Below are 18,473 nucleotides of genomic sequence, written 5' to 3' on the forward strand. Positions count from 1 at the left end.
CCTTGCCTAAAGGACTGAATCAGCCTTGTTTTTTGGTTACAGTTTCGACGATGTGCGACGGAGCTGTATTGTATTTTTTGAATTCCATAGAGTAGCTTGCGCGACCCTGGGACATCGAACGAACGTCGGTCGCATAACCGAACATCTCGCCCAACGGAACTTCAGCACGGATCACCTTGCCGGAGACCGTGTCTTCCATACCCAGAATCATGCCGCGACGACGGTTAAGGTCGCCCATCACGTCACCCATATAGTCTTCAGGCGTAACAACCTCTACCGCCATGATCGGCTCGAGCAACTCACCACCGCCCTTCTGGGCCAGTTGCTTGGTCGCCATGGAAGCAGCCACCTTAAACGCCATCTCGTTCGAGTCGACGTCGTGGTAAGAACCATCAAACACGGTAGCCTTCAGGCCGATCAGCGGATAGCCGGCAACTACGCCGTTCTTCATCTGCTCTTCGATACCCTTCTGGATAGCCGGGATGTATTCCTTAGGAACCACACCACCCACTACTTCGTTCACGAATTGCAGACCTTCCTGACCTTCGTCAGCAGGAGCAAAACGGATCCAGCAATGGCCGAACTGGCCACGACCGCCGGACTGACGAACGAACTTGCCTTCGATTTCGCAATTCTTCGTGATGCGCTCACGATACGAAACCTGAGGCTTGCCGATGTTGGCTTCGACGTTGAACTCACGGCGCATCCGGTCAACCAGGATGTCCAGGTGCAACTCGCCCATGCCAGAGATGATCGTTTGACCAGTCTCTTCATCAGTCTTGACGCGGAAAGACGGGTCTTCCTGAGCAAGTTTGCCCAGAGCGATACCCATTTTTTCCTGGTCATCCTTGGTCTTAGGCTCAACGGCAACCGAAATAACCGGCTCCGGGAAGTCCATGCGAACCAGGATGATTGGCTTGTCAGCGTTGCACAAGGTTTCACCAGTGGTGACGTCCTTCATGCCGATCAGGGCCGCGATGTCACCAGCGCGTACTTCCTTGATCTCTTCGCGGGCGTTTGCGTGCATCTGCACCATACGGCCCACGCGCTCTTTCTTGCCTTTGACCGAGTTGATCACGCCGTCGCCGGAGGCCAACACGCCCGAGTAAACACGGACGAAAGTCAAGGTACCCACGAATGGGTCGGTAGCGATCTTGAACGCCAGAGCCGAGAACGGCTCGTTGTCGTCTGCATGACGCTCCATCTGCTTTTCCTCGTCATCCGGGTCAGTACCCTTGATGGCAGGAATGTCGGTTGGAGCCGGCAGGTAGTCGATAACGGCGTCGAGAACCAGGGGAACACCCTTGTTCTTGAAGGAAGAACCGCAAACAGCCAGAACGATCTCACCAGCGATAGTACGCTGACGCAGAGCACCCTTGATTTCCTCGATGGTGAGTTCTTCACCTTCAAGGTACTTGTTCATCAGCTCTTCGCTGGCTTCGGCCGCAGCCTCAACCATGTTGTTGCGCCACTCTTCAGCCAGTTCCTGCAATTCAGCAGGGATAGCTTCACGACGAGGAGTCATACCCTTGTCGGCATCGTTCCAGTAAACCGCTTCCATGGTCATCAGATCGATCTGACCCTGGAAGTTGTCTTCGGAACCGATAGCCAGCTGGATAGGCACCGGAGTGTGACCCAGACGCTGCTTGATCTGAGCGATCACACGCAGGAAGTTCGCACCGGCACGGTCCATCTTGTTCACGTAAACGATACGTGGAACACCGTACTTGTTGGCTTGACGCCATACGGTTTCGGACTGCGGCTCAACGCCGGAAGTACCGCAGAACACAACGACCGCGCCGTCGAGTACGCGCAGGGAACGTTCAACTTCAATAGTGAAGTCTACGTGGCCCGGGGTATCGATGACGTTGAAACGGTACTGGTCCTTGTGCTGCTTCGCAGAACCCTGCCAGAAGGCGGTAATGGCAGCAGAAGTAATGGTAATACCACGCTCCTGCTCCTGCACCATCCAGTCTGTGGTCGCGGCGCCGTCATGCACCTCGCCCATTTTGTGACTTTTGCCAGTGTAAAAAAGGACGCGCTCAGTGGTGGTGGTTTTACCAGCATCCACGTGTGCAACGATACCAATGTTACGGTAGCGATTAATCGGTGTTGTACGAGCCATAAAGCCCTCGCAAAATGAGTGACGCTAAAATTAGAAGCGGTAGTGCGAGAAAGCCTTGTTGGCTTCAGCCATACGGTGAACGTCTTCACGCTTCTTAACTGCAGCACCTTTACCTTCGGCAGCGTCCAACAGTTCGCCAGCCAAACGCAGAGCCATAGACTTCTCGCCGCGCTTGCGGGCGTAGTCTACCAACCAGCGCATTGCCAGAGCGTTACGACGGGAAGGACGAACCTCGACCGGAACCTGGTAAGTAGCACCACCAACGCGGCGCGACTTCACTTCGACCAGCGGAGCGATGGCGTCGAGTGCTTTTTCGAAGAGTTCCAGGGGATCGGTGCCGGCCTTACGAGCCTTCACGGTATCCAGGGCACCATAAACGATACGCTCGGCAACGGCTTTCTTGCCGCTTTCCATTACGTGGTTCATGAATTTGGCGAGGATTTGGCTTCCGTATTTCGGATCGTCCAGAATCTCACGCTTGGCTGCTACGCGACGTCTTGGCATTGATAAGCCCTCAAACGGTCTTCAGGTTAGCCCGGGACAGCTCCTATGGATGCGTGCCCGACCTTACTCTTATCGACTCAATAAAATTAAAAACTGCAAAACGGCCGATTACTTCGGACGCTTGGTACCGTACTTCGAACGACCCTGGTTACGACCTTTAACACCGGAAGTATCCAACGAACCGCGAACGGTGTGGTAACGAACACCTGGCAAGTCTTTTACACGACCGCCGCGGATCAGTACCACGCTGTGCTCTTGCAGGTTGTGGCCTTCACCGCCGATGTACGAGGAAACCTCGAAACCGTTGGTCAGACGCACACGGCATACTTTACGCAGTGCCGAGTTAGGTTTTTTCGGCGTGGTGGTGTACACACGGGTGCACACGCCACGGCGTTGCGGGCAGTTCTGCAGCGCAGGCACGTCGGATTTCTCGACGATACGCTTACGCGGCTGACGTACCAGCTGGTTGATAGTTGCCATCTACTAGCTCCACTGTTGTCTTGCGACGCTATTGTCTTGCAAGAAAAGCAAAATGGCAGGAACGAGTTCCCGCCAAATTTAGGGGTACAAGAGTCTAAAGAGGATCTTGTCCCCAGTCAAGGCAAGGCCCCGCCCTCCCCGCTCATCCAATCTCGACAAATTGTCTCGATTCGATGAACGGAGCGACCAGGGCCTCACACTCATTTACCGCAGAACTCAGTTACCGCTCGAGTTCAGCGCTTCGGTCAGTGCAGCTTCCACTTCACTGGCGCTTACGCGCAACGGCTTGTCTGCTTCACGGCGGCGCTTACGCTCGCTGTGATAAGCCAGGCCGGTACCGGCCGGGATCAGACGACCCACGACCACGTTTTCTTTCAGGCCGCGCAGGTAATCGCGCTTGCCGGTTACCGCCGCCTCGGTCAGTACGCGAGTGGTTTCCTGGAAGGAAGCCGCCGAGATGAACGATTCGGTGGACAACGACGCCTTGGTGATACCCAGCAGAACGCGAGTGAACTTGGAGACAAACTTGTCTTCGCCGCTCAGACGCTCGTTCTCTACCAGTACATGAGTCAATTCCATCTGGTCGCCCTTGATGAAACTGGAATCGCCGGATTCAGCGATCTCAACTTTACGCAGCATCTGACGCAGGATGGTCTCGATGTGCTTGTCGTTGATCTTCACGCCTTGCAGACGGTAAACGTCCTGGATCTCGTTGACGATGTACTTGGCCAGCGCACTCACACCCAGCAGACGCAGGATGTCGTGTGGATCGCTCGGACCGTCGGAGATAACTTCGCCGCGGTTTACCTGTTCGCCTTCGAACACGTTCAGGTGACGCCACTTCGGAATCAGCTCTTCATACGGATCGGTACCGTCGTTCGGGGTGATGACCAGACGGCGCTTGCCTTTGGTCTCTTTACCGAACGCGATGGTGCCGCTGACTTCAGCCAGAATCGACGCTTCTTTCGGACGACGGGCTTCGAACAAGTCGGCAACACGCGGCAGACCACCGGTGATGTCGCGAGTTTTCGAAGTCTCTTGCGGGATACGAGCGATAACATCACCGATCGCGATCTTCGCACCATCCGCCACACCGACCAGGGCGTTGGCTGGCAGGAAGTACTGAGCGATAACGTCAGTGCCTGGCAGCAACAGATCCTTGCCGTTGTCGTCGACCATCTTCACGGCAGGACGGATGTCCTTACCGGCAGCTGGACGATCTTTGGCGTCGAGTACTTCAATGTTGGTCATACCGGTCAATTCGTCAGTCTGACGCTTGATCGTGATGCCTTCTTCCATGCCCACGTAGGTCACGGTACCTTTCATTTCGGTAACGATTGGGTGAGTGTGCGGATCCCACTTGGCCACGATAGCGCCAGCTTCGACCTTGTCACCTTCTTTAACCGAAATCACGGCACCGTACGGCAGCTTGTAACGCTCGCGCTCACGACCGAAGTCGTCAGCGATCGCCAACTCACCGGAACGGGACACAGCAACCAGGCAACCATCCACTCGTTCAACGTGCTTCAGGTTATGCAGACGGACGGTACCGCCATTCTTCACCTGAACGCTGTCGGCTGCGGAGGTCCGGCTTGCCGCACCACCGATGTGGAACGTACGCATGGTCAGCTGGGTACCCGGCTCACCGATGGACTGGGCAGCGATAACGCCGACCGCTTCACCGATGTTCACCTGGTGACCACGAGCCAAGTCACGGCCGTAGCACTTGGCGCAAATACCGAAGCGGGTTTCGCAGCTGATCGGCGAACGCACGATCACTTCGTCGATGCTGTTCAGCTCGATGAACTCGACCCACTTCTCGTCTACCAGGGTGCCGGCAGGAACGATGACGTCCTCGGTACCTGGCTTGAATACGTCACGGGCGATAACACGACCCAATACGCGCTCACCCAACGGCTCTACAACGTCACCGCCTTCAATGTGCGGAGTCATCAACAGACCGTGTTCGGTGCCGCAATCGATCTCGGTTACAACCAGATCTTGTGCAACGTCTACCAGACGACGAGTCAGGTAACCGGAGTTAGCGGTTTTCAACGCAGTATCCGCAAGACCCTTACGAGCACCGTGAGTGGAGATGAAGTACTGAAGTACGCTCAAACCTTCACGGAAGTTCGCAGTAATCGGCGTTTCAATGATGGAACCGTCCGGCTTGGCCATCAGGCCACGCATACCGGCCAGCTGACGAATCTGTGCTGCGGAACCCCGCGCACCCGAGTCAGCCATCATGTACATCGAGTTGAAAGACTCTTGGTCGACTTCGTTGCCGTGACGGTCGATGACTTTCTCTTTCGAGAGGTTGGCCATCATCGCCTTGGAGACTTCGTCGTTCGCTTTCGACCAAAGGTCGATCACTTTGTTGTACTTCTCGCCCTGGGTTACCAGGCCGGAGGCGTACTGGCTTTCGATCTCTTTCACTTCATCAGTAGCAGCATTGATGATGCGGGCTTTTTCATCCGGGATAACGAAGTCGTTAACACCGATGGAAACGCCGGAAATGGTCGAATAAGCAAAACCGGTGTACATCAACTGGTCAGCGAAGATCACAGTCTCTTTCAAACCAACCACGCGATAGCACTGGTTGATCAGCTTGGAGATCGCCTTTTTCTTCATCGGCAGGTTGACGACGTCGTACGACAGACCTTTTGGCACAACCTGGAACAACAGAGCACGGCCGACAGTGGTGTCGACGATACGGGTGTTGCTCACGCTGCCGCCATCACGGTCGTTGACGGTTTCGTTGATCCGCACCTTGACCTTGGCGTGCAGTGCGGCTTCGCCGGCACGGAACACACGGTCAACTTCCTGCAGATCCGCGAACACACGACCTTCGCCCTTGGCGTTGATCGCTTCACGAGTCATGTAGTACAGACCCAATACAACGTCCTGCGAAGGAACGATGATTGGCTCACCGTTGGCTGGCGACAGAATGTTGTTGGTCGACATCATCAACGCACGCGCTTCGAGCTGGGCTTCCAGCGTCAGCGGTACGTGCACGGCCATTTGGTCGCCGTCGAAGTCGGCGTTGTACGCAGCGCAGACCAGAGGGTGCAGCTGAATAGCCTTACCTTCGATCAGTACCGGTTCAAACGCCTGGATACCCAGACGGTGAAGGGTCGGTGCACGGTTGAGAAGTACCGGGTGTTCGCGAATCACTTCAGCGAGAACGTCCCAAACTTCCGGCAGCTCGCGCTCGACCATCTTCTTGGCAGCTTTGATGGTGGTAGCGAGACCACGCATTTCCAGCTTGCCGAAAATGAACGGCTTGAACAGCTCGAGAGCCATTTTCTTCGGCAGACCGCACTGGTGCAGACGCAAGGTCGGACCTACGGTAATTACCGAACGGCCGGAGTAGTCRACRCGCTTRCCGAGCARGTTCTGRCGGAAWCGACCYTGCTTRCCCTTGAKCATGTCAGCCAGGGATTTCAGAGGACGCTTGTTGGAACCGGTGATAGCGCGGCCACGACGACCGTTGTCGAGCAGTGCGTCGACAGCTTCCTGCAACATACGCTTTTCGTTGCGCACGATGATGTCCGGAGCGGACAGATCCAGCAGGCGCTTCAAACGGTTGTTACGGTTGATCACTCGACGATACAGATCGTTGAGGTCGGAAGTCGCGAAGCGACCGCCATCCAGCGGGACCAGTGGACGCAGATCTGGCGGCAGAACCGGCAGAACGGTCAGCACCATCCACTCTGGCAGGTTGCCGGAACCCTGGAAGGCTTCCATCAACTTCAGACGCTTGGACAGCTTCTTGATCTTGGTTTCGGAGTTGGTTTGCGGAATCTCTTCGCGCAGACGACCAATCTCGTGTTCCAGGTCGATAGCGTGCAGCAGTTCGCGGACAGCTTCGGCACCCATGCGGGCATCGAAATCGTCGCCGAACTCTTCCAGCGCTTCGAAGTACTGCTCGTCGTTCAGCAGCTGACCTTTTTCAAGGGTGGTCATGCCTGGATCGATAACGACGTAGCTCTCGAAGTAGAGAACGCGTTCGATATCACGCAGGGTCATGTCCATCAGCAAGCCGATACGCGACGGCAGCGATTTCAGGAACCAGATGTGGGCAACTGGCGAGGCCAGTTCGATGTGCGCCATGCGCTCACGACGAACTTTTGCCAGCGCGACTTCAACGCCGCACTTCTCGCAGATCACACCACGGTGCTTCAAGCGCTTGTACTTACCGCACAGGCACTCGTAATCCTTTACCGGGCCAAAGATCTTGGCGCAGAACAGGCCGTCACGCTCAGGCTTGAACGTACGGTAGTTGATGGTTTCCGGCTTTTTAACTTCACCGAACGACCACGAACGGATCATCTCAGGCGATGCCAATCCGATACGGATGGCGTCGAACTCTTCGACTTGACCCTGGTTTTTCAGCAAATTCAGTAGGTCTTTCAAGGCCTTTCCTCCTGGCGGAGCAGAGAGCGGGCAATCCTGCCCCGCTCTCGATTCGCGTCACGTGTTATTCGGTTTCCAGATCGATATCGATGCCGAGGGAACGAATTTCCTTGATCAACACGTTGAAGGACTCGGGCATGCCCGGCTCCATACGGTGATCGCCATCCACGATGTTTTTGTACATCTTGGTACGGCCGTTCACATCGTCCGACTTCACTGTGAGCATTTCTTGCAGAGTGTAAGCGGCACCGTATGCTTCCAGTGCCCAGACCTCCATCTCCCCGAAACGCTGACCACCGAACTGCGCCTTACCACCCAGCGGCTGCTGGGTAACCAGGCTGTACGAACCGGTAGAACGAGCGTGCATCTTGTCGTCTACCAAGTGGTTCAGCTTCAGCATGTACATGTAGCCAACGGTAACCGGGCGCTCGAACTTGTTGCCGGTACGGCCGTCGGTCAGCTGCATCTGGCCGCTTTCTGGCAGGTCTGCCAGTTTCAGCATGGCCTTGATTTCGCTTTCCTTGGCACCGTCGAACACTGGAGTGGCCATTGGAACGCCGCCACGCAGGTTTTGAGCCAGATCCAGGATTTCCTGGTCCGAGAAGTCATCGAGGCTTTCCTGACGACCGCCGATCTCGTTGTAGATCTCGTGCAGGAATTTACGCAGCTCGGCAACTTTACGCTGCTCTTCAATCATGCGGTTGATCTTCTCGCCCAGACCTTTGGCCGCGAGGCCCAGGTGGGTTTCAAGGATCTGACCAACGTTCATACGCGAAGGTACGCCCAACGGGTTGAGGACGACGTCGACCGGGGTGCCATTGGCATCGTGCGGCATGTCTTCAACCGGCATGATCACGGAGACCACACCCTTGTTACCGTGACGACCGGCCATCTTGTCGCCCGGCTGGATGCGACGACGGATTGCCAGGTAGACCTTGACGATTTTCAGCACGCCTGGAGCCAGGTCATCGCCCTGCTGCAGTTTGCGCTTCTTGTCTTCGAACTTGTCGTCCAGCAGACGGCGACGATCAACGATGTAGGCCTGAGCCTTCTCGAGCTGCTCGTTCAGAGCATCTTCAGCCATGCGCAGTTTGAACCACTGGCCGTGCTCGAGACCGTCGAGAACTTCGTCGGTGATGTCCTGGCCTTTCTTCAGACCGGCGCCGCCTTCGGCTTTGTGGCCGACCAGAGCGGAACGCAGACGTTCGAAAGTAGCACCTTCAACGATACGGAACTCTTCGTTCAGGTCCTTGCGGATCTCGTCCAGCTGGGACTTCTCGATCGACAGGGCACGAGCGTCACGCTCAACGCCGTCGCGGGTGAAGACCTGTACGTCGATGACAGTACCTTTGGTACCGGTAGGTACACGCAGGGAAGTGTCTTTAACGTCGCTGGCTTTTTCACCGAAGATCGCACGCAGCAGTTTTTCTTCCGGAGTCAGTTGGGTCTCGCCTTTCGGAGTGACCTTACCGACCAGGATGTCGCCTGCGCCAACTTCGGCACCTACGTAAACGATACCGGCTTCGTCCAGCTTGTTCAGTGCCGCTTCACCCACGTTCGGGATGTCGGCAGTGATTTCCTCTGGGCCAAGCTTGGTGTCACGGGCCACACAGGTCAGTTCCTGGATGTGGATCGTGGTGAAGCGGTCTTCCTGAACAACACGCTCGGACAGGCAGATGGAGTCTTCGAAGTTGAAGCCGTTCCATGCCATGAACGCGATGCGCATGTTCTGACCCAGCGCCAGTTCACCCATGTCGGTGGACGGGCCGTCGGCCATGATGTCGCTACGCTGCACCCGATCACCCTTACGCACCAGCGGACGCTGGTTGATGCAGGTGTTCTGGTTGGAGCGGGTGTATTTGGTCAGGTTGTAGATGTCGACACCAGCTTCACCGGTTTCAACTTCGTCATCGGCAACACGAACCACGATACGGCTGGCGTCGACGGAGTCGATCACGCCGCCACGACGAGCCACGACGCAAACGCCGGAGTCACGGGCTACGTTACGCTCCATGCCGGTACCTACCAGCGGCTTGTCAGCGCGCAGGGTTGGTACAGCTTGACGCTGCATGTTCGAACCCATCAACGCACGGTTGGCGTCGTCGTGCTCGAGGAACGGAATCAGCGACGCAGCAACCGAAACTACCTGCTTCGGCGATACGTCCATCAAGGTGACGTCTTCCGGCGCCTTGACGGTGAATTCGTTCAAGTGACGAACAGCTACCAGCTCGTCGATCAGGACCTTCTTGTCGTTCATCGTGGCCGAAGCCTGAGCGATCACGTGATCAGCTTCTTCGATAGCGGACAGGAACACGATCTCGTCGGTGACCAGAGCGTCTTTCACCACACGGTACGGGCTCTCGAGGAAGCCGTACTGGTTGGTGCGCGCATAAGCGGCCAGGGAGTTGATCAGACCGATGTTCGGACCTTCCGGCGTTTCGATCGGGCAAACACGACCGTAGTGCGTCGGGTGTACGTCACGAACTTCGAAGCCGGCACGCTCACGAGTCAGACCGCCAGGGCCGAGTGCAGAAACACGACGCTTGTGGGTGATCTCGGACAGCGGGTTGTTCTGGTCCATGAACTGGGACAGCTGGCTGGAACCGAAGAACTCTTTCACCGCCGCAGCCACTGGCTTGGCGTTGATCAGGTCTTGCGGCATCAGGCCTTCGCTTTCAGCCATCGACAGGCGCTCTTTGACCGCACGCTCAACACGTACCAGGCCAACGCGGAACTGGTTCTCGGCCATTTCGCCTACGCAGCGAACACGACGGTTACCCAGGTGGTCGATGTCATCGACGATGCCTTTACCGTTGCGGATGTCGACCAGGGTCTTCAGTACCGCGACGATGTCTTCCTTGCACAGCACGCCCGAACCTTCGATCTCGGTACGACCGATACGACGGTTGAACTTCATCCGGCCGACCGCAGACAGGTCATAGCGCTCAGGGCTGAAGAACAGGTTGTTGAACAGGGTCTCGGCAGCGTCTTTGGTTGGCGGCTCGCCAGGACGCATCATGCGATAGATCTCGACCAGCGCTTCCAGTTGGTTGCTGGTGGAGTCGATCTTCAGGGTGTCGGAGACGAACGGACCGCAGTCGATATCGTTGGTGTACAGAGTTTCGATGCGAACAACCTGAGCCTTGGCGATTTTGGCCAGGATCTCGGTGTTCAGCTCGGTGTTGCACTCTGCCAGGATTTCGCCGGTTGCCGGATGCACGATGACCTTGGCGGTTGTACGACCCAGGACGTAGTCCAGAGGCACATCCAGCTCTTTGATCCCGGCTTTTTCCAGCTGGTTGATGTGGCGAGCAGTGATACGACGACCTTGCTCGACAATAACCTTGCCTTTGTCATCCAGAATATCGAGGACGGCGATTTCACCGCGCAGGCGCTGAGGCACCAGTTCCAGGCTCAGGGTCTCGCCCTTCACGTGGAATACGTTGGTGGTGTAGAACGCGTCCAGCACTTCTTCAGTGGTATAACCCAGCGCGCGCAGCAGTACCGAGGCAGGTAGCTTGCGACGACGGTCGATACGCACGAACACGCAGTCTTTCGGGTCGAACTCGAAGTCCAGCCACGAACCGCGGTAAGGAATGATGCGTGCGGAGTACAGCAGTTTACCGGAGCTGTGCGTCTTGCCACGGTCGTGGTCGAAGAACACGCCCGGGGAACGGTGCAGCTGGGAAACGATTACACGCTCGGTACCGTTGATTACGAAGGTACCGTTTTCAGTCATCAGGGGGATTTCACCCATGTAGACTTCTTGCTCTTTGATGTCCTTGATCGCTTTGTTCGACGATTCTTTGTCGAAAATGATCAGGCGCACTTTTACCCGCAAAGGTACGGCGTAAGTTACACCGCGCAATACGCATTCTTTGACATCAAATGCCGGTTCGCCCAAGCGATAACCGACGTACTCCAGCGCAGCATTGCCGGAGTAGCTGATGATCGGGAAAACGGATTTGAAGGCCGCATGCAGGCCCACGTCGCGGAACTGATCTTTAGTCGCTCCCGCTTGCAAGAATTCACGATACGAATCCAGCTGGATGGCCAGAAGGTACGGCACATCCATGACGTCCGGCAACTTGCTAAAGTCCTTGCGGATACGTTTTTTCTCAGTATATGAGTAAGCCATCAGCGTTCCCCAGCTTGGTCACCTGCTTGTTTGGCCCCTCCCGACGGGAGCAGCCAGAAAATCGTGCAAACCCCATGGTTTGCGCCACCGCATCGGGTGGTTACAGCACGTTATCGGCACCGACCGAATCGGCTGCCAGTAACGGAAAAAGGCCGGTGGCAAGAGCCACCAGCCATCAGCCTGTCGCTTAACGCTCGGGCTGGAGGAGCAAAGTCGATGCTTACTTCAGCTCGACTTTAGCGCCTGCTTCTTCCAGAGTTGCTTTGGCTTTGTCGCCTGCATCTTTGGTCACTGCTTCCAGAACCATGGCAGGAGCACCGTCAACTACAGCCTTGGCTTCTTTCAGGCCCAGACCGGTCAGTTCACGTACTGCCTTGATCACGTTAACTTTCTTCTCGCCAGCTTCCAGCAGCATGACGTTGAATTCAGTTTGCTCTTCAACAACAGCGGCAGCAGCGGCAGGACCTGCCGAAGCAGCAGCAGCGGTAACGCCGAATTTTTCTTCGAAAGCTTTGATCAGCTCAACAACTTCCATTACGGACATGTTGCCAACTGCTTCAAGGATATCGTTCTGAGAGATAGACATGAATCTAATTCCTGATATTGGGGACGGCCTACGCGACCATCGAAAAAAACAAAAAACGCGAGAAGTTGACGAGCCTTAGGCTGCAGCAGCTTCTTTCTGGTCGCGAATTGCCGCCAGAGTACGAGCCAATTTGCTGGTAGCGCCTTGAATCACGCTCATCAGCTGAGAAATTGCTTCGTCACGGGTCGGCAGAGTTGCCAGTACGTCGATTTGGTTAGCTGCGAGGAACTTGCCCTCGAACGCAGCTGCCTTGATCTCGAACTTGTCCTGACCCTTTGCGAATTCCTTGAAGATCCGGGCAGCAGCGCCTGGATGTTCTTTGGAGAACGCAATCAGGGTAGGGCCAGTGAACACGTCGTTGAGGACACTGAATTCAGTGTCAGCAACAGCGCGCTTGAGCAGGGTGTTACGTACAACACGTACGTAAACGCCAGCTTCACGAGCCTCTTTACGGAGTCCGGTCATCGCGCCTACTGTTACGCCACGGGCATCAGCCACGACAGCGGACAGAGCGACTTTGGCAGCCTCGTTGACTTCAGCGACGATGGCCTTCTTGTCTTCGAGTTTAATTGCCACGGGTTTAACTCCTGCTTGTTACCGTTTCATCTGGTCGAAACCGGATGTCGTTTTGGTGTCTGATTCGGTAAGGAACCGGGAGCACCATCTGCGTAGGCTTGTGGTTTAAGACTTGCGTCGCCTACGGTCTTGGATAGCCCCCGCCAGGCAGGGACCCCAATTTTTCAATTGGCGCGATCGCTCGCGCCAATCTGTGTCTTACGCGTCGAGCGAGCTTTGGTCGATGACCAGACCTGGGCCCATAGTGGTGCTCAGGGTAACGCGCTTGACGTAAATGCCTTTCGAGGAAGCTGGCTTGATACGCTTCAGATCAGCGATCAGGGCTTCAACGTTTTCCTTCAGCTTGACGGCGTCGAAGCCGATCTTGCCAACGGAAGTGTGGATGATGCCGTTTTTGTCGGTGCGATAACGAACCTGACCAGCCTTGGCGTTTTTAACCGCGGTAGCTACGTCTGGAGTTACGGTGCCGACTTTAGGGTTAGGCATCAGGCCACGTGGACCGAGGATCTGACCCAACTGACCTACAACGCGCATTGCATCCGGGGATGCGATAACTACGTCATAGTTCAGGTCGCCGCCTTTCATTTCGGCAGCCAGGTCGTCCATGCCTACACGGTCAGCGCCGGCAGCCAGAGCGGCTTCAGCAGCTGGACCCTGGGTGAACACAGCAACGCGAACGGTCTTGCCAGTGCCGTGTGGCAGCACAGTAGCGCTACGAACGACCTGGTCGGATTTACGCGGGTCAACACCCAGGTTTACAGCTACGTCGAACGACTCGCTGAACTTGACAGTCGACAGCTCGGCCAGCAGGGCAGCGGCGTCTACAAAGTTGTAGGCCTTGCCTGCTTCGATTTTGCCGGCGATAGCCTTTTGACGCTTGGTCAGCTTAGCCATTACACACCCTCCACGTTAAGGCCCATGCTACGAGCAGAACCGGCGATGGTACGCACGGCTGCTTCCATATCAGCTGCAGTCAGATCCGCGTTTTTGGTTTTCGCGATTTCTTCCAGCTGAGCACGAGTCACGGTGCCAACCTTAACGGTGTTCGGACGAGCGGAACCGCTGGTCAGACCGGCCGCCTTCTTCAGCAGAACCGAAGCAGGGGTGGATTTGGTTTCGAAAGTGAAGCTACGGTCGCTGTAGACAGTGATGATCACTGGAGTCGGCAGACCTGGCTCAAGACCCTGAGTACGGGCGTTGAAAGCCTTGCAGAATTCCATGATGTTCACGCCGTGCTGACCCAGAGCAGGACCAACAGGTGGGCTTGGGTTAGCCTGAGCGGCCTTCACTTGCAGCTTGATGTAAGCGGTAATCTTCTTGGCCATGAGGCACTCCAATTACGGGTTCGAAYGCCTCGAGAGGCTCCCCGGTTACTTGCGCGTTTATCCCAGTGACGACAAAACCCCACAGCCTATGGCTGCGGGGTTGGGATTTTTGCTCAACTAGACCTTTTCGACCTGGCTGAACTCGAGCTCCACCGGAGTAGAGCGACCGAAAATGAGCACTGCGACCTGGATCCGGCTCTTTTCGTAGTTAACTTCTTCAACAACACCGGTAAAGTCCGCAAACGGACCGTCATTGACACGTACCGACTCGCCCGGCTCGAACAACGTCTTCGGCTTCGGCTTGTCGCTACCATCAGCAACACGGCGCAGAATCGCTTCTGCTTCTTTATCGGTGATCGGTGCAGGCTTGTCGGCAGTACCGCCGATAAAGCCCATCACCCGAGGAGTGTCCTTGACCAAGTGCCAAGTACCCTCGTTCATATCCATCTGCACCAGCACGTAGCCAGGGAAGAATTTGCGTTCGCTTTTGCGCTTCTGGCCATTACGCATTTCAACCACTTCTTCAGTGGGAACCAGAATCTCGCCGAAGCCATCTTCCATACCGGCCAGCTTTACGCGCTCGACCAGCGAGCGCATTACATGCTTCTCGTAACCGGAGTAAGCATGCACAACATACCAACGCTTAGCCACGGGACACCCTTAGCCGACAATCAAGGAAACAAGCCAGCCGAGCAGGGAATCAAGACCCCACAACAGCAACGCCATAACCAGAACAACAGCCACCACAATCAGGGTGGTCTGCGTGGTTTCTTGGCGAGTTGGCCAAACGACTTTACGAATTTCGGTGCGTGCTTCCTTAACCAGTACAAAGAAAGACTTGCCCTTGACTGTCTGCAGGCCTACAAAGGCAGCTACAGCAGCAATGGCGAGCAATGCGAGTACGCGGTACAGGATCGGCGAAGCAGAGWAGTACTGATTGCCAACAACGCCAACAACCACCAGAGCGACTACTACAAGCCACTTGAGGAGGTCGAAACGAGAGCCTTGAGCTTCAGCTTTAGGAGTCATCTATGAAGATCCTGTGAAAAGAAAGCCAGACACACCAAGTGAATCTGGCAGGTCAGGAGGGAATCGAACCCCCAACCTACGGTTTTGGAGACCGTCGCTCTGCCAATTGAGCTACTGACCTAAAACAAAATCAGGCCGACCATTATGCCGACCCGAAAAAGACTTTACAACCACTACCAGGCAACTCCAGCTGCAATACCAGTACCTCAGCACCGGCAAACCCCGACAACACAACGAGGCGCAACCACAACCACCTAAAACAAAGGCAGATATTTTCATATCTGCCTTGTTATATGGAGCTCTTGAGCGGATTTGAACCGCTGACCTCACCCTTACCAAGGGTGTGCTCTACCAACTGAGCTACAAGAGCGTAACACTGTGCAAAACCTGTAAACTTGGAGCGGGTAGCGGGAATCGAACCCGCATCATCAGCTTGGAAGGCTGAGGTTCTACCACTAAACTATACCCGCGAGCGCTTACAGCTCTCGCTAAAAATGGTGGAGGGGGAAGGATTCGAACCTTCGAAGTCGTAGACGTCAGATTTACAGTCTGATCCCTTTGGCCGCTCGGGAACCCCTCCTAAGCGAGCCAGCATTCTACATCATGCCAGCCTTCTGTCAAGCATTTTCTCAATTAAATCTTGAGGTTAGCTGCGTTGACCTCGCTTCACATCGCTAACCGTTTCCGGTGTTCGCTGTGGAGCGGGCGCCATTCTATGCAAACTATTCAGTGGGCGCAACCCCCTCGCACGGCATTATTTTATGTTTTAACTCATTGAATTCTTTAGAAAGGTTTTGTAGCTGCAGATCGTCCAGCCAACGCCGGCTTTCCGGTGCGATACGCACCCAATACCCTGCCCCTTCTGTCGCAGCTTTCGGCAGGGACTGATACTTGACCTCCATCCCGCTCAAACGACGCTCAACCGCCTGCGCGGCCTCCTGGCGCGTATAGCCGCCCAGATAAAGGCAGCCATTGTCTGTCGAGACAGCCTTACCCTTGTCTTTGGAGACGTCACTTGCCTCGCTCAACAAGCGGATATCTTGTTGAGACCCGCGATACAGACTCAAAGGCGTGACATCCTTCGCGCGCAGAGGAGCCTCTTGTTGATGCCAAATGTAGTAGAAGCCATTGAGGACAAGCAGCAGCAGAAACAACCAACGCATAAAAACCTCAGGACAAGGGACAGGCCATGGCCAATCCGACGAACACCAAGTCCGGAACTACCCTGGCCTGAGGCACGACCTCAGAAACCAGGCTCGCATCTCCCCCGGTGAGAAACACGACAAAGCCCTCACCCCAGTAGGTGCGCGCCAACTCGAGCTGAGTCAATACGAAGCCGCGCAACATCAACAAACAGCCACGCTCTACAGCCTCAACAGTCGCGCGACCTGGAACAAGATTCTCCAGAGCCTGCTCAGCCGCCAGGTCCCCATAACGAATTTTGCGAGTGTGGGTGCGCAATTGGTTGCGCATCAACGGCATCCCCGGACAAATGAAACCACCCAAGTGCTCTCCATCCGCCGCGATAAAGTCAGCAGTCACGGCCGTACCGAAGTCGAGCACCAGGCACGCACCTGAAGCCAGATGAAAGCCTCCAAGCATTGCCAGCCACCGATCCAGACCCAGCCGCTCAAACTCCTCATACCCATTGCGCACGCCTGACATTTCGCGCGCAGGCGATGCGCACACAACCGGCACATCAAAGGCATCCCTCAGCAACGACGTCAGCGCAGCGGTTTCCTCCGCGGTCCTGACGCTCACCAGCCGGCAAAACGTAAGGGCAAGCCCTTTGAGCCTCCCCAACCCCTCAAGCAATGCGAGATTGGAATCGACGACCCCCTCACCAAGCACCTGCCCAGCATTAGCGGCAAGCACGCGCCACTTGATGAAACTATTCCCACAATCGAGCTCAAGAATCATCACGCAACCTCAGGCTCAATTCACCACCACTGAAGACTTTCTCCACACCATCCACCTTCAGGCGCAAGGCGCCCTGGCCATCAATACCAAGCACCTCACCATCAATTTGATTGACGCCGGCAATCAACGACACGCTTCGCCCCTGCCACAGGTGATTTTGCTCCCACTCTGACTGGATGGCCAAAAAACCACCCGTTTGGTGACGAGCGAGGTATCGCTGCAGCATCTCCCCCAGCACCGCAACCAATTGGTTGCGATCAAACAATTTGCCTGACTCGAGCCGCAGGGATGTCCATTGCTGGTCCACCTCGTCAGCGGACTGCATGTTCACATTGATTCCCACTCCCAGGACCACGTGGCACACATCAGCAGGATCACCAACCAACTCCAGCAATATTCCCGCGATTTTTTTCTGGCCTACAAGAACATCGTTAGGCCATTTCAATCCAGCGGCTGCAATACCGAGCTCACGCAACGTCTGCAAGACAGCGAGTCCAACGACGAGACTCAAGCCCTCCAACTGACGCATCCCACCATCAATGCGTAGCACGAGGCTGTAATAGACATTTTCTGCGAATGGACTGACCCACTTGCGACCACGTCGCCCGCGCCCGGCCGTCTGCCGCTCCGAAAGCACCACAAACGGTGCCGCTTGCCCCCGCTCGATAGCACGCAGTGCCTCGGCGTTCGTGGAGTCGATTGAGTCGTAAACCTGGACGGGCCAGGCGCTAGAATGCGCCTGAGCGCTTATCTCGGCAGGATCGAGCAGCGCTAATGGCGCGGACAATTGATAGCCGCGCCCACGAACTTTATGAATAGACAAACCCAGCTCAGCTTCCAAATGCTGAAGCTGCTTCCACACAGCACTACGACTGACGCCCAGGGCGGCGCCCAATGCTTGACCCGAATGGAATCGGCCATCTTTAAGAAGCTTTAACAACGTCAGCATGCAGGTCTCGCCTCACAATGAGGCCCGCATGATAGCCACGCATCGAGCGATTGCATAGAAATCCAGCAGCCGTGGCTTTCCTGCGGACAAAAACAAAACCCCTACCTGCATGCGCAGATAGGGGTTTCGGAATTTAATCTTGACGATGACCTACTCTCACATGGGGAAACCCCACACTACCATCGGCGATGCATCGTTTCACTGCTGAGTTCGGGATGGGATCAGGTGGTTCCAATGCTCTATGGTCGTCAAGAAATTCGGGTACCGAGTCGTGGCCAGCTGGCCGCGCTTCAGCAAATTGGGTAGGTGATAGCTTTCGGTGTTTTGCGAGMGTCGAACTTTCGGTTCTTTCGTCTTCACACACCGCAATCTGATGCTCTTTCGAGTAGTCAAATTGCTTGGGTGTTATATGGTCAAGCCTCACG

The 18,473-nt window shown here is 55.7% G+C and carries 14 protein-coding genes, 4 tRNA genes and 1 rRNA gene; all 19 read right to left on the bottom strand.

Features of this window, described 5'->3' with window-relative positions:
• Window positions 1-19: 19 nt before the first annotated feature.
• Window positions 20-2,125 (bottom strand): elongation factor G, encoded by a 2,106-nt coding sequence (gene fusA / locus AC1DXW_RS18620; protein ID WP_007994652.1) that lies wholly within the window; start codon window positions 2,123-2,125, stop codon window positions 20-22.
• 30 nt (window positions 2,126-2,155) lie between these two features.
• The gene (gene rpsG, locus AC1DXW_RS18625; RefSeq protein ID WP_007994653.1) at window positions 2,156-2,629 is read right to left on the bottom strand and encodes a 30S ribosomal protein S7; all 474 of its coding nucleotides are present in this window, start codon (window positions 2,627-2,629) and stop codon (window positions 2,156-2,158) included.
• A gap of 108 nt (window positions 2,630-2,737) precedes the next feature.
• Window positions 2,738-3,109 (bottom strand): 30S ribosomal protein S12, encoded by a 372-nt coding sequence (gene rpsL, locus AC1DXW_RS18630; RefSeq protein WP_003186084.1) that lies wholly within the window; start codon window positions 3,107-3,109, stop codon window positions 2,738-2,740.
• A 216-nt stretch (window positions 3,110-3,325) separates the two neighbouring features.
• Window positions 3,326-7,525, bottom strand: coding sequence for a DNA-directed RNA polymerase subunit beta' (rpoC, locus tag AC1DXW_RS18635; RefSeq protein ID WP_477760300.1), 4,200 nt, complete (start codon window positions 7,523-7,525; stop codon window positions 3,326-3,328).
• A 64-nt stretch (window positions 7,526-7,589) separates the two neighbouring features.
• Window positions 7,590-11,663 (bottom strand): DNA-directed RNA polymerase subunit beta, encoded by a 4,074-nt coding sequence (gene rpoB, locus AC1DXW_RS18640; protein WP_108218341.1) that lies wholly within the window; start codon window positions 11,661-11,663, stop codon window positions 7,590-7,592.
• 220 nt (window positions 11,664-11,883) lie between these two features.
• The gene (gene rplL, locus AC1DXW_RS18645; RefSeq protein ID WP_108218340.1) at window positions 11,884-12,249 is read right to left on the bottom strand and encodes a 50S ribosomal protein L7/L12; all 366 of its coding nucleotides are present in this window, start codon (window positions 12,247-12,249) and stop codon (window positions 11,884-11,886) included.
• A gap of 75 nt (window positions 12,250-12,324) precedes the next feature.
• The gene (rplJ, locus tag AC1DXW_RS18650) at window positions 12,325-12,825 is read right to left on the bottom strand and encodes a 50S ribosomal protein L10 (RefSeq protein WP_007970413.1); all 501 of its coding nucleotides are present in this window, start codon (window positions 12,823-12,825) and stop codon (window positions 12,325-12,327) included.
• 198 nt (window positions 12,826-13,023) lie between these two features.
• Window positions 13,024-13,719 (bottom strand): 50S ribosomal protein L1, encoded by a 696-nt coding sequence (gene rplA / locus AC1DXW_RS18655; RefSeq protein WP_003186095.1) that lies wholly within the window; start codon window positions 13,717-13,719, stop codon window positions 13,024-13,026.
• Window positions 13,719-14,150, bottom strand: coding sequence for a 50S ribosomal protein L11 (gene rplK, locus AC1DXW_RS18660; RefSeq protein ID WP_007933726.1), 432 nt, complete (start codon window positions 14,148-14,150; stop codon window positions 13,719-13,721). The genes rplA and rplK overlap by 1 nt, the downstream gene beginning before the upstream one ends.
• A gap of 117 nt (window positions 14,151-14,267) precedes the next feature.
• On the bottom strand, window positions 14,268-14,801 hold the full coding sequence (gene nusG / locus AC1DXW_RS18665; protein ID WP_046041611.1) for a transcription termination/antitermination protein NusG: 534 nt from the start codon (window positions 14,799-14,801) through the stop codon (window positions 14,268-14,270).
• Between the two features lie 9 nt (window positions 14,802-14,810).
• Window positions 14,811-15,179 (bottom strand): preprotein translocase subunit SecE, encoded by a 369-nt coding sequence (secE, locus tag AC1DXW_RS18670; protein ID WP_477760301.1) that lies wholly within the window; start codon window positions 15,177-15,179, stop codon window positions 14,811-14,813.
• Window positions 15,180-15,224: 45 nt separating this feature from the next.
• Window positions 15,225-15,300, bottom strand: a tRNA-Trp gene (locus AC1DXW_RS18675).
• 173 nt (window positions 15,301-15,473) lie between these two features.
• Window positions 15,474-15,549, bottom strand: a tRNA-Thr gene (locus tag AC1DXW_RS18680).
• 26 nt (window positions 15,550-15,575) lie between these two features.
• A tRNA-Gly gene (locus tag AC1DXW_RS18685) sits at window positions 15,576-15,649 on the bottom strand.
• A gap of 25 nt (window positions 15,650-15,674) precedes the next feature.
• Window positions 15,675-15,759: transfer RNA gene (locus AC1DXW_RS18690), tRNA-Tyr, on the bottom strand.
• Window positions 15,760-15,901: 142 nt separating this feature from the next.
• On the bottom strand, window positions 15,902-16,342 hold the full coding sequence (locus AC1DXW_RS18695; protein ID WP_477756581.1) for a hypothetical protein: 441 nt from the start codon (window positions 16,340-16,342) through the stop codon (window positions 15,902-15,904).
• A gap of 7 nt (window positions 16,343-16,349) precedes the next feature.
• Window positions 16,350-17,099, bottom strand: coding sequence for a pantothenate kinase (locus AC1DXW_RS18700; RefSeq protein ID WP_477756580.1), 750 nt, complete (start codon window positions 17,097-17,099; stop codon window positions 16,350-16,352).
• The gene (birA, locus tag AC1DXW_RS18705) at window positions 17,089-18,048 is read right to left on the bottom strand and encodes a bifunctional biotin--[acetyl-CoA-carboxylase] ligase/biotin operon repressor BirA (protein WP_477760302.1); all 960 of its coding nucleotides are present in this window, start codon (window positions 18,046-18,048) and stop codon (window positions 17,089-17,091) included. The genes AC1DXW_RS18700 and birA overlap by 11 nt, the downstream gene beginning before the upstream one ends.
• Before the next feature lie 137 nt (window positions 18,049-18,185).
• Window positions 18,186-18,301: ribosomal RNA gene (gene rrf, locus AC1DXW_RS18710) — 5S ribosomal RNA — on the bottom strand.
• Window positions 18,302-18,473 lie beyond the last annotated feature (172 nt).

It is taken from the genome of Pseudomonas sp. P4_C4, assembly GCF_056402055.1.

Bases quoted from the DNA above. Each gene is read 5' to 3' on its own strand.
- fusA (WP_007994652.1), bottom strand. From the start codon at position 2,125: ATGGCTCGTACAACACCGATTAATCGCTACCGTAACATTGGTATCGTT.
- rpsG (WP_007994653.1), bottom strand. From the start codon at position 2,629: ATGCCAAGACGTCGCGTAGCAGCCAAGCGTGAGATTCTGGACGATCCG.
- rpsL (WP_003186084.1), bottom strand. From the start codon at position 3,109: ATGGCAACTATCAACCAGCTGGTACGTCAGCCGCGTAAGCGTATCGTC.
- rpoB (WP_108218341.1), bottom strand. From the start codon at position 11,663: ATGGCTTACTCATATACTGAGAAAAAACGTATCCGCAAGGACTTTAGC.
- rplL (WP_108218340.1), bottom strand. From the start codon at position 12,249: ATGTCTATCTCTCAGAACGATATCCTTGAAGCAGTTGGCAACATGTCC.
- rplA (WP_003186095.1), bottom strand. From the start codon at position 13,719: ATGGCTAAGCTGACCAAGCGTCAAAAGGCTATCGCCGGCAAAATCGAA.
- rplK (WP_007933726.1), bottom strand. From the start codon at position 14,150: ATGGCCAAGAAGATTACCGCTTACATCAAGCTGCAAGTGAAGGCCGCT.
- AC1DXW_RS18695 (WP_477756581.1), bottom strand. From the start codon at position 16,342: ATGCGTTGGTTGTTTCTGCTGCTGCTTGTCCTCAATGGCTTCTACTAC.
- AC1DXW_RS18700 (WP_477756580.1), bottom strand. From the start codon at position 17,099: ATGATTCTTGAGCTCGATTGTGGGAATAGTTTCATCAAGTGGCGCGTG.
- birA (WP_477760302.1), bottom strand. From the start codon at position 18,048: ATGCTGACGTTGTTAAAGCTTCTTAAAGATGGCCGATTCCATTCGGGT.